Origin of the sequence: Viridibacillus sp. NPDC096237 (genome assembly GCF_050278625.1) — a bacterium.
GTDB lineage: Bacteria > Bacillota > Bacilli > Bacillales_A > Planococcaceae > Viridibacillus.
This window is the reverse complement of record NZ_JBNNTI010000037.1, coordinates 26,007-37,590: the sequence shown is the minus strand read 5'-3', so window position 1 is coordinate 37,590 and position 11,584 is coordinate 26,007. Positions and strand designations below refer to the sequence as shown.

Genomic DNA, 11,584 nt, shown 5'->3' with positions numbered 1-11,584 from the left:
AATGTCCGCCATCGCTCTGGGGAAAAAGCAAAGTGTCATTTCCAATTGATTACACTGATTTACAACGCGAGCAAACTAGCAGTCGATCGTATCAATCAAGCTTTACGTGAACAACCAAACGTAGCTTAATTTTTAAAAACAGATTTTGCACTATGGGAGTAGTCTGTGCTCTAAAAAAATACGATTTATGAAATTGATTCATCTATATAATTAACTAATAATTAGGTTAAAATAAACTATCGGTAATAAAAAGTGATTACAAAAAACGGAACTTATAGGACAATTGAATGAGTTGGCTAAACATAACTCGCCCACCAAAAATCTCGCACCCTTGATGCAATGAGAGCGAAATATTTTGTCCCATATGAAACGTGGGAAGTAAATCCGGAATATAACTTATTAGCAATGTTATATAGCGAATAATAGACTTTGATTATTGAGCATTATATATGCTTGAATTTCAATTGACAGCGAGGATTGATGACATGGTAAATAAAATTATTTCAAATTGGCAACCTTATTGTAAAGAAGAAAACTGTATTGGTATCGGATCTTCAAGAAAAGTGTACCGTGTTGACGAGTTTGTAATAAAAGTACACTTACATCCTATAGGGTACAAACAATCACTAAATGAAATAGAAATATATGAATATATGAAAGCCCGAAACGCTGCAGATTTATTAGCAGAGATGGTTTATGTTAATGAGGATATTTGTATACAACGCTATTACAAAAATTTAGAGCTAAAAGACAATCAGACATATGAGTTAGACGTAGTAGAAGATAGTAGAATATCCACGAGATTAAGAGGGCTATTAAGAGAACTTGATCAAAGATTTGATAGCTTTGATCTAAAGGATAGCAGTAACTTTGGCTTAAATACTGAAGGGAATCTAGTAATAATTGATTTTGGTATGACAAAAAGCTTGTATGAAGCAGAATGGGTCCCCTTAGCTGAGGCGGGGGAGCTGCCACAAATTTATTTTGAGAAGTGCCGAGTGTGTGGTGTTGAAAAGGAACTACGCATGTATGGCAAAGAAGATAAAGATAAGCGCTGCTATGCTTGTGGGAAGCAGTAAATCTTTATATTGAATGGAACTAGGCTGAAAAGATTGGTGACAACACAATGTAGTAAACTACCAACTAGTTAGGCGGCAACTTTTTACTCTTGCAGCATGATAGCTATAAGAGAGTATTTTTTTATTCATCATACATTTATTCAGAAAATGTTGATAATTTATCGGGTTTTAATAATCTATAAAGAAAGACAAGTTGCTCTTTGTTAAGAAAAGGGCAGAATAGTTAATTGAAGGGTGAGGGGAATTATGGGTTCAATGCACTTGGTTATAGCTAATAGAATTGCAGAGTGTCTATCGATAGAAGATAGAACACCTTTTATACTTGGAGGTATTGCTCCAGATGCTGTTTCACCTAAAGACCTATCACATTTCTTTAAAGGTGATGTACAAGATTATTCAAGAAGAATTGATTATAAAGGATTTTTACATAAATATAGTTCGCAAATAGAAAGTCATTATATACTGGGGTATTTTACACATTTAATCTCTGATGATATATGGCTGAAAGGTTTTTATCTTCCATGGTTGAAAAACAGAATGGAAGCTAATAAAGAGATATTTAATCTATACCATAATGATTTCCAATTACTGAATGGAAAATTATTAGAATACTATGGTTTGACAGATGAATTGAGAAAGATGCTAAGTTATCCTCTCCCTACAATCTTTGATTTGCAAGAGGTTAAGTCCAAAGATGTTGAAGAGTTCGTTCCTTATGTATTAGGCGATATGGAGTACGATAAGGAAGTTATCAATGAAAAACTCAATGTATTTACGTTTAATCAGATAGTTGGTTATATAGAGACATCAGTTGAAACGGGGTTATTGAATATAAAACCTATAATTAGTTAATTACAATAAATCTTTAATGAAATTAACAATCGTGTAGGGGATAACTCTATTTTTTGTACTGATAGGCATAAGAGTTATGTTCAGTTTGCCAAAGATTGTTCATAGGAACATAAACGTAGACAAAGAGGAAAACATAAAGAAGGAATTTACCATATTCACCACATTAATGCTGTACACAGCAAAGTAAAAAGTGGATGAATAAGTTTAATGGTGTTGCAACTAAATATATCAGCAATTATTTGTATTGGTTTAAATGGCTACAATTATTTGAAACTGACAAAGAAGTTGTTAAAATCAAGAACTTTATGGTTCAATACAATGTAGCCTATGCTTATACAAGATTAACAGATTTTAAAGAAAGAGAGTCAATATTTATTTAGGTATATACATTTGTAATATTTGGAATGACGATTTATTTATATTTCATGGAGGATAAATTGTAATGATAAAAAATAATTTTAAAATAGAGAATATTCCGGCAGTTTTGTGGGGTGACAAATCAGATAAGTTATTTGTGGTGGTGCATGGTAACATGTCAAATAAGGCAGATGACTCGATTATTGTATTTGCAGAAGAAGCAATAGCAGTAGGTTATCAAGTGCTTAGTTTTGATTTACCTCAACATGGTGACCGTAAGGATGATACTTATCTTTGCCAAGTTCAAAACTGTGTTCAAGACCTTAATACAATTATGACCTATGCAAAATCGTTATCAAATAATATCAGCATTTTTGCTTGTAGCATGGGAGCATATTTTTGCCTATTAAAATATAGCCATGAGCCGTTGAAGCAGTGTTTGTTTCTCTCTCCTGTGGTAAATATGGAACGTATCATAAATAATATGATGACATGGTTTAACGTAAGTGAGAGTAGACTAAAAATAGAGAAAGAAATTTCTACACCTATTGGACAAACTCTCTATTGGGATTACTACTGTTATGTGAAAGAACATCCTATTGTTGCTTGGAATAATCCAACTTCAATTCTCTATGGTTCAGAAGATAACTTATGTGAGTTTGACGTTGTATCTGAATTTAATAAACGTTTTAACTGTAATTTGCAAGTAATGGAGAATGGAGAACACTATTTCCATTCTGAGGAACAGTTGCAGTATTTCAGACAATGGCTGAAAAAACATATTTACGTTAAATGATAATAAAAAGCGAATTAAGGGAAGTCAAAATGGCTTCCCTTAAAATTCAATCAGAAATGGGTGGATTAGTTTGGATTTAGACATAAAAAAGTACACTGAGAATCAGTTTGGTGAAGTGAAAGAATTGATGAAATATAGCTATGTAGAGCCCCTCGTTATACAAATTGTAGAACATCTAAAATACGAGTTTACTTTTATGGCTTATGATGGAGCGAATCTAGTAGGGCTAATTGTTACGTGGAAAAATAAACTGCATCCGTATTGTCTGTATTTTCGATTGTACATTAAACCGTTCTCTTCTCAAAATGTAGGGCTACAATTATTGCAATATGTAAAGCAAAACGAGGTATTGGAATTTCCTTTACAGACATCGTTATGGGAAACGTCTAGGGAGCTAATGGAATTGTATGAACAATTGGATATGAACATTATTCGTAAAACATATATGCCTAAATTGGACTTACAGCAACGTTTTCAAGTATTGGATCAGAGCGTATACGAACTAAAAACATTAAAAGACATAATGGATAATCATAGTCAGATGGAACGACTAACAGAACTTGTTAAGCGTAATTATGAAGAAACACATCTTGCGAATCCTGTGGCGGAAATGTCGATACAGCAGTGGCAGCAACTATATAGCGATGCCATTTTAGATGGAAGTTTCATTCTTTGTAATCCGGTAAATCAAAACATTATTGCGTATTCATTCTTACATGAAGCAGAGGATGAAGCGGAATTGGAAATAGGTTGGAGCGGTGTTGATCAACTAGAGCATCTGTCTGTGCTTCAAATATTAACCTCTCATCAAATTACATATGCAAAGACCAATGATTATAAATATCTAGTAGGTGAATTTGATACGACCAGTATATATGCTTTAGAAATTTTAAAATCATGTCCTTTTGAGCCAAGTCCAACTTGGATTACGTTTCAGGGGGGAAAGTGCTAGATTACGTTTAGTTAAAACATTACATAGAATACGGTCTTATCTCAGCATAAAATGACAGGATTTAGTTATTTGGGACTGCTATTATTCAATTAAGGAGTGAGCGATATGGGTTGGGTTGAATCATTACAGAAGGCAATAGACTATATGGAGAATCATTTAACGGAGAGTATATCGATTGAAAATATAGCGAAACAAGCGAACGTTTCAGAATATCATTTTCAACGAACATTTTCGATATTGACCGATATGTCTATAGGAGAGTATCTTCGAGGGAGGCGTTTAACCCTTGCTGCACATGAGTTAGCAAATAATAACTGCAAAATAATTGATGTCGCCTACAAATATGGCTACGACACTCCCGAGGCTTTTACAAAAGCATTTCGTAGACAACATGGTGTAACACCAAGTGATGTACGAAAGAACATTGGAAAGCTGAAATCTTATAATCGCCTGGCAATCCAGGTAAGTCTGAAGGGAGCAACACCGATGGAGTATAAAATTGTTGAAAGAGAAAGTTTTCAAGTTGTAGGACTCAACCGTGAATTTGCATTAAAGAATGACGAGAATCTTAAAGGCATCCCAGTATTTTGGGACGAAATTAATGCAAAGGGAACTGACGAGGTACTATTTAAGTTGAACAATGGAGAAATAACAGGTGTTCTAGGCGTATGTGTAGATAAAAAAGATACACAATCAGAAGAAAAAATCGACTATTGGATAGCAACAGAATATGGTGGTACTCCACCCGAAGGATTTGCAAAGCTAGAAATCCCTGCATCAAAATGGGGGGTATTCGAAGTTCGTGGACCTATGCCCGATGCAATGCCAAAAGTATGGAAACAGATATTCTCAGAATGGTTCCCATCAAATAATTATGAGCATGCAGGTACACCAGAATTAGAGGTATACACTGATGATGATCCATTTAGTCCAGATTTGTATTCTGAGATTTGGATTCCGTTAAAGTAATTAAGTTTGTTTCATCAATAATATTTAACAGCAGAGACTATGAAACTTCTGCTGTTTTTTTCTTTAAAGAGGATTTGAATCATAATATAACTGTTGAAATGTTCTGTATTTAAATAAGGCGTTTGCTACAATACAGGAGGGTACTAATGAATTTTCATACAAAATAAATAATCAAATTGATATTGTATTGTAAATGCCAATAATAATGGATTTGATGCAGGGATTCAATATAGGGAAACTGGTTGTACTGCATTATATAGATTGGAATAACAAATCTCCAAATATAGGGTATTTATGTCTGAGGAATCTCAAGGAAAAGGAATCATAAGGAAGTGAGTAGGCTCAATGGTTGACTATTATAAAGCAACATAGAAAGGAACATTAGGTATGAAAAAGTCAAAAGACGCTCAAGATTTAATAGATAGTTTAATACCAATAGGAATGATTTTTGGTTGTGCTATCGGTGTAATACTGGGCATGTTTTTCAAACCAAGCTTTCTAGTATTTACAGTTAGTTTAGGAACTGGAATAGGCTACTTATTGGGGATTATTGCGTATGGAATTTATAGTGAGAAAGGGAAATCATAGTTTGAGAATATGAATAAAAGAACTATATTATCTACTATCTCTATCTTGATGGTATCACATTTTTCATTGCTACCTTACAGCGATTATTATTTTATTATGTCCTGAAAACACATTAGTTTTTATATAAATTCTTCGTGGAAGTGAATAAAATGAATACATATTTACAAAATACATTCCATCAAATTCAATTTACGATTAATAGTATAAAGGGGTTAATAGAAACTTTAAATCAATCAGATTTTCAAATTGCTCCTATTGAAGGAAAGCGAACTGTCGGGGAGTTAGTTAGTCATTTATCTATTTTATGTAGGGCAGATCTTCAAATAATCAAAAAAGCTTCAATGGAAGAAATGGATGCATTTTATGAACTTAATATAGTCAATAGTAAAAAGGAAATGCTGGAGCAATTGAATGAGGGGTATGAAGAATTAGTTTGTTATTATGAAAGTCTACCTGATGCTTTTAGTACAGCAACATCGTATTGGGGAACAACTTATAGCCATTTTGAATGGTTATTAGAGATTTTAGCACATCTAAATCACCACCGAGCACAATTGCATTTGTACGTAACATTAATGCGGAAAGAGCCATCTGTGATGTTATTTGAATGATAGTTATACTTTACATTCCTATTCAGGAATAATCGTAAGGAATTTTAAGTTTCTAAATTAAAATAAAAAAGTATGGTTATAAAAGATAAAGTTATGTTGTAACATCCCTTTTCTGTTAGAATGAGGAAGAATTTAGAACGAAGAGGGAGCAAAGGCTATATGAACAAGAAAATTCAAAAAAAGATAGTTGTTTTTGAATATATACAAATCATGTTGGGAGCAGCGCTTGTTGGTCTTGCATACAATATGTTCCTATTGCCTGCTAGACTTGCTGCTGGCGGTGTTTCAGGGATAAGCACCATTTTATATGAACTTTTTCATTTTAATCCGGCATACGTACAGTGGTTGATAAATATTCCATTATTTATCTTAGGAATCCTAATAGTAGGTAAAGATTTTAGCTGGAAAACACTTGTTGGTACTACGTTCGTTCCACTTGTTATTTGGATAACGACAGGTCTCCATTTACCTATTGATAATCCCTTATTAAGTGCTATTTATGGCGGGATTATGCTAGGAGTAGGACTTGGAATTGTTTACCGAGGGAATGGTTCAACAGGAGGAACTGCTCTAATAGCTCAAATACTAAAGAAATTTACGGGATTATCAAGTGGCTTTTCACAGCTACTTGTAGATGGATTAGTAGTCATCACGTCTGCGTTAGTATTTGACTTTGAGTTAGCACTGTATGCCATGATTTCCATCTACGTAACAAGTAAAGTAATCGATTTTGTTCAGCTACAAACATCACCAACTAAATTAGTGCTGATTATTACCGATAAAGAAGAAGAAATCCAGTCTATTATTAAGCATGAAATCAATAGAGGCTTGACGAAGATTAAAACACTCGGCGGTTATTCGAATCAAGAAAAAACAATGATTTTATGTGTAGTGGAACAATCAGAAGCTGTTTATTTCAAAAAGCTTCTATTAGATAAAGAGCCCAATTCTTTTGTCATTTTCCTAAATGCATCTGAAATACTTGGAAGAGGATTTTCAAAAGCAAGAATTGATGAAGATGATGTAAAATAATCTATAATTGGACAAGTTTTGAAAAATATTAAATAAACACCTCTTTATTTCGTTATTTTTTACGTCATAAAGAGGTGATTTTCTATTTACACATGATCTCTCAAGTCTTCTTTTATTATTAATCAAGAGGGAAAAAACTAAATTATGAACTAAAAAAATGTCTTTAAATCTAGTATACGTAAAGAGTTAAAAAAAGTAATTAGGTCGAATAATAATAAAAGTCTGAAAAAAGTCTTGACCTCGGCATTTTATCATACTATAATTTCGTTTAATATTCTAAATATCAAATAAGCTATGACAAGAACATATTAAGCCGGGTCTCCCTGTTGACAGAGAATCAGTGGTTGGTGGAAACTGATACATAGATTTAGGTGAATTTCATTCTTAGAGCTTTTTTTTTACTGCAACAGAGAGTAAGCAGTATAAAAACGGATTAAACCGTTATTTAAACAAGTGGGAAACATATTTTGTTTCCAATTAGGGTGGTACCGCGTGAACAGCCACGTCCCTATCGTAAAAGATAGAGACGTGGCTTTTTTGTCTTTTCCTTTGGTATAAAGAGGAGTGGACGTAATAAATATAGATAGGATTGGTTAGCATTCAAACATCAGAGCAATGGTCATCTAAGATTGGTTTTATTTTATCCGCAGCTGGATCAGCAATAGGAGTAGGCGCAATATGGAAGCTTCCCTATGTGACTGGTATTAGTGGGGGAGGAGCATTCTTCCTTCTGTTTGTATTATTTTCTTTGTTTATTGGTTTTCCATTACTATTAGCAGAGTTTGTTATTGGTAGAAGCACACAAAAGGAAGCGGTTAGTGCTTACCGTAGTTTAGCTCCTAATACTAATTGGCACTGGATTGGAAATTTAGGGGTATTTACTTGTTTCCTTTTATTGTCTTTCTACAGTGTAATTGGTGGCTGGATTGTAATATATTTTGTAAAAGGTTTATTTGGTGGAATTATTAGTGAGGGAGCAGATTATGGATCCGTCTTTAACGGGACGATTGGTAATCCGATGTTGGTAATTGGAGCCCAATTTGCATTTTTAGCTTTTACAGTTTTAGTTGTAGCAAAAGGGATTCAAAATGGAATTGAAAAAGTAAGTAAAATTTTGATGCCCGCATTATTTATACTATTTTTTGTTTTAATCATTCGTTCACTTACACTCGATAATGCAATGGAAGGTGTGAAATTCTTTTTAGCACCTGATTTCTCGAGTATTACATCTGAAAGTATTCTGTATGCAATGGGGCAAGCTTTCTTCTCCTTAAGTGTCGGAGTATCAGTAATGGTTACTTATAGTTCATATCTGTCAAAAAAAGAGAGCTTAATTCAACCTGCAATTTCAATCGTTTCAATGAATTTATTCATCGCATTATTAGCAGGGTTAGCCATCTTCCCAGCTGTGTTTTCATTAGGTTTAGAACCTGCTGAAGGACCAGGGTTACTGTTTGTTGTATTACCAGCTGTGTTTGATCAAATCGTTTTTGGAGAAGCATTCTTATTAGGTTTTTTAGCATTATTCTTATTTGCCACACTAACTTCGGCTTTCTCTATGTTAGAAATCATTGTAGCTTCTCTTGTTAAAGGGAAAGAAGAGAAGAGAACAAAATATGCATATATTATTGGTATTTTAATTTTCGCAGTAGGAATTCCTTCTGCATTATCGTATAGCGTTTTTGCAGATATTTTAATCTTCTCGAAGAGTATATTTGACTCAGCAGATTATTTAGTTAGTAATATTTTAATGCCACTTGGCGTATTTTTAATCTCTATTTTCGTACCACTTAAGATTAAGAAAAGTAAATTACGTGAAGAAGTATTACAGCATTCTAGCTTAGGGGCTATTGCATTTAATATTTGGTTCTTTATCATGAGATATATTATTCCATTAGTAATTATTATCGTATTCCTTGATACTACTGGAATACTAGATAAAATTATTACCTTCTTTTAATATGAAACTACTTAATTTTTAGTGCATAATAAAAGAGAAACAGAAAGTGCTGAAAGTTAGCAGAAATTTTGCCTGGCTTCAGCACTTTTTTATTATATTTCAATTTATAGAGTTTAGGATCATGATAAGTAGATACGGAAATAGATTTATTTATATGAAAATGTAGAGGAGTAATAGATCATGCAACAGTTGAAAGCAGTTTTAGAACTGATTAGGCTTGGCGAAAAACTGAAAATGGAATTGCGTCATAGCTGGTTGTCAAATGGCCGTCAAGAAAGTGTAGCAGAGCATACGTGGCGCGTGTCATTAATGGCTATGGCTATAGAATCTTCTCTTCCTTTAAAGGTGAATAGTGAAAAATTACTTAAAATGATTATCATCCATGACCTAGTAGAGGCATACGCAACAGATATTCCGGCTTTTGAAACTATGAATAATTCTGAAGTAAAAGAGTTGAAAATGAAAAATGAAATTGCAGCAATAGAGAGAATCCGTGATCTTGTAGGTGGAGAGACTGGCCAATTGTTTTATAATTATTGGTTTGAGTTTGAACAAAAGAACACATACGAAGCAAAAGTTGCGAATGCCTTAGATAAGCTAGAAGCGCAAATTCAACATAATGAAGCAGATATAGATACGTGGTTGCCGATAGAACATGAAATGACATACATGTTGGGAAAACACACAGACTTTGATCCAGTATTGACTGAATTAAAGGATTTGATTGAAGCAGAAGGTGAACAAAAGCTAAAAGAATTCGGTTTGGATACTGAAGCTCTCAAATCAAAGAAGCTTAGACATGATAATATTAAAATAAATATTCATTAAAAAGTTTATGGCTTTCTTTGAGTTTGCTATAAGTTGTGCATATGAAATTGCTTATAGAACATTCCTACATTCTTCCCTCTTCAAAATTAGCATGAAAGTTCAATTACATAAAATAATATTTAAAAACTTCATTCAAATTTCACTCTTTTTTTATAGAATAGTATTGTTCTATAAAAATTTGAATATTTTTGGAGGAAAGAAATGAATAAAGGTTTATATAATCGATTTTGGCGATGGCATTTTTATGCTGCGTTATTTATTACACCACTGCTACTTACTTTAACACTTAGTGGAATTGGTTTTTTGTTCTATACGAATGTCGAAAATAATGTATATGATGATTACTTCTTTGGTGATAGTACATATTCTGAACAGTTAACCATTGATGAGGGAATAGCTAAAGCTAAAGAACAAAATGAAGGATATTCAGTATCTAAAATCATTGTTCTTGACGACCCATATAATACACGTTTAACGATGGGGAATAAAGAAGGCGATGAAAAATATGTTTTCTTAGATGAACATAATCAAATTGTAGGAACCCAAAATGCGAAATATACATTTGCAAATATCATGCGAAATGTTCATAGTTCATTATTTGTTGGAGGAACAGTTGTCAATTATCTAGTTGAATTAGCTTCTTGTTGGGCTATATTCCTACTAATTACAGGTGTATACATGACTTTTAAAGGGAAGGTATTGAAGAAAAAACAAAATACTTCCACTCGTCAAAAAAATAAGAAATGGCATGCACTTGTAGGGACAATTATTACTATTCCGATGCTTGTTATCATCCTTACTGGATTACCTTGGTCGGCTTTTATGGGGAATTTCATTTATATAGCCTCACAAGAGCACCCCTCTATTGGTAATCCAGAAAAACAAGTAAACCCACCTACTTCTGATATGAGTGAAATACCGTGGGCTACTCGAAAAAATGCAGCACCCGCTTCTTCTAATGATGATCCACATGCACTTCACAAAGGTATGAATATGTCTGGTATGGATATGTCTGAAAATGAAAATATGCTAAATGTCCATAAACTGATGCTAAAAGTAGAAGATGCTAATATTTCTAAGCCATATTCTATTATTTACCCTTCTAATGAAGAGGGAGTATATACTGTTGCTAAAAGTAGTAACACTGGTGTAACTGGATTAGATGTTAGTCCATACGATGAAATGACATCATATTTTGATCAATATAGCGGGAAGTTAATTTCTAAAGCGGGCTATGAAGACTATGGTATCTTAGCTAAGTGGTTTACTTGGGGAATTCCTTTACATGAAGGACATTTATTTGGATGGCCAAATAAAATTATCAATTTAATTGTATGTCTTGCTTTTGTTTTCGTCATTTTTTGGGGTATTAAAACTTGGCTATCTCGTAAAAAGAAAGGAGAGTTTTCTGCACCTCCTAATACTTCAAAAGGTGTTTCTGTTGGATTTATTATCATCATGATTTTGCTGGGTATTGTTATGCCACTATTCGGTATCTCACTACTTCTAGTATTACTAGTAGAAACGTTCATGTTGGTAAAACATAAGATATGAAATACG

At 33.2% G+C, this 11,584-nt stretch carries 10 protein-coding genes, 3 pseudogenes and 1 other annotated feature; all 13 genes and pseudogenes read left to right on the top strand.

What is annotated here, in order from left to right; all coding sequences use genetic code 11:
• Window positions 1–312: 312 nt before the first annotated feature.
• Window positions 313–423, top strand: a pseudogene (locus ACQKMD_RS17210) (DNA mismatch repair protein MutT); the annotation flags it as partial.
• A gap of 26 nt (window positions 424–449) precedes the next feature.
• Window positions 450–1,079 (top strand): protein kinase, encoded by a 630-nt coding sequence (locus ACQKMD_RS17205; protein ID WP_427753498.1) that lies wholly within the window; start codon window positions 450–452, stop codon window positions 1,077–1,079.
• 246 nt (window positions 1,080–1,325) lie between these two features.
• Window positions 1,326–1,931 (top strand): hydrolase, encoded by a 606-nt coding sequence (locus ACQKMD_RS17200; protein ID WP_427753496.1) that lies wholly within the window; start codon window positions 1,326–1,328, stop codon window positions 1,929–1,931.
• Between the two features lie 45 nt (window positions 1,932–1,976).
• Window positions 1,977–2,311 (top strand): annotated as a pseudogene (locus ACQKMD_RS17195) (IS1595 family transposase); the annotation flags it as partial.
• Between the two features lie 62 nt (window positions 2,312–2,373).
• Window positions 2,374–3,084, top strand: a complete 711-nt coding sequence (locus tag ACQKMD_RS17190) for an alpha/beta hydrolase (protein WP_427753494.1) — start codon at window positions 2,374–2,376, stop codon at window positions 3,082–3,084.
• Window positions 3,085–3,154: 70 nt separating this feature from the next.
• Window positions 3,155–4,036, top strand: a complete 882-nt coding sequence (locus ACQKMD_RS17185) for a GNAT family acetyltransferase (protein ID WP_427753493.1) — start codon at window positions 3,155–3,157, stop codon at window positions 4,034–4,036.
• 105 nt (window positions 4,037–4,141) lie between these two features.
• The gene (locus ACQKMD_RS17180; protein ID WP_427753492.1) at window positions 4,142–5,005 is read left to right on the top strand and encodes an AraC family transcriptional regulator; all 864 of its coding nucleotides are present in this window, start codon (window positions 4,142–4,144) and stop codon (window positions 5,003–5,005) included.
• 375 nt (window positions 5,006–5,380) lie between these two features.
• Window positions 5,381–5,593, top strand: a pseudogene (locus ACQKMD_RS17175) (hypothetical protein); the annotation flags it as partial.
• A 149-nt stretch (window positions 5,594–5,742) separates the two neighbouring features.
• Window positions 5,743–6,204 carry a DinB family protein gene (locus tag ACQKMD_RS17170; protein ID WP_427753491.1) on the top strand — a complete coding sequence of 154 codons (462 nt, stop codon included), beginning with the start codon at window positions 5,743–5,745 and terminating at the stop codon, window positions 6,202–6,204.
• A gap of 159 nt (window positions 6,205–6,363) precedes the next feature.
• Window positions 6,364–7,236 carry a YitT family protein gene (locus tag ACQKMD_RS17165; RefSeq protein ID WP_427753489.1) on the top strand — a complete coding sequence of 291 codons (873 nt, stop codon included), beginning with the start codon at window positions 6,364–6,366 and terminating at the stop codon, window positions 7,234–7,236.
• Between the two features lie 285 nt (window positions 7,237–7,521).
• Window positions 7,522–7,749: a binding site (T-box leader), on the top strand.
• A gap of 85 nt (window positions 7,750–7,834) precedes the next feature.
• Window positions 7,835–9,196, top strand: a complete 1,362-nt coding sequence (locus ACQKMD_RS17160) for a sodium-dependent transporter (protein WP_427753501.1) — start codon at window positions 7,835–7,837, stop codon at window positions 9,194–9,196.
• Between the two features lie 180 nt (window positions 9,197–9,376).
• Complete coding sequence (locus ACQKMD_RS17155; RefSeq protein WP_427753488.1) at window positions 9,377–10,024, top strand: HD domain-containing protein; 648 nt, start codon at window positions 9,377–9,379, stop codon at window positions 10,022–10,024.
• A 201-nt stretch (window positions 10,025–10,225) separates the two neighbouring features.
• The gene (locus ACQKMD_RS17150) at window positions 10,226–11,578 is read left to right on the top strand and encodes a PepSY-associated TM helix domain-containing protein (protein WP_427753486.1); all 1,353 of its coding nucleotides are present in this window, start codon (window positions 10,226–10,228) and stop codon (window positions 11,576–11,578) included.
• Window positions 11,579–11,584: the final 6 nt, after the last annotated feature.

Bases quoted from the DNA above. Each gene is read 5' to 3' on its own strand.
- ACQKMD_RS17170 (WP_427753491.1), top strand. From the start codon at position 5,743: ATGAATACATATTTACAAAATACATTCCATCAAATTCAATTTACGATT.
- ACQKMD_RS17205 (WP_427753498.1), top strand. From the start codon at position 450: ATGCTTGAATTTCAATTGACAGCGAGGATTGATGACATGGTAAATAAA.
- ACQKMD_RS17155 (WP_427753488.1), top strand. From the start codon at position 9,377: ATGCAACAGTTGAAAGCAGTTTTAGAACTGATTAGGCTTGGCGAAAAA.
- ACQKMD_RS17150 (WP_427753486.1), top strand. From the start codon at position 10,226: ATGAATAAAGGTTTATATAATCGATTTTGGCGATGGCATTTTTATGCT.
- ACQKMD_RS17180 (WP_427753492.1), top strand. From the start codon at position 4,142: ATGGGTTGGGTTGAATCATTACAGAAGGCAATAGACTATATGGAGAAT.
- ACQKMD_RS17190 (WP_427753494.1), top strand. From the start codon at position 2,374: ATGATAAAAAATAATTTTAAAATAGAGAATATTCCGGCAGTTTTGTGG.
- ACQKMD_RS17165 (WP_427753489.1), top strand. From the start codon at position 6,364: ATGAACAAGAAAATTCAAAAAAAGATAGTTGTTTTTGAATATATACAA.
- ACQKMD_RS17200 (WP_427753496.1), top strand. From the start codon at position 1,326: ATGGGTTCAATGCACTTGGTTATAGCTAATAGAATTGCAGAGTGTCTA.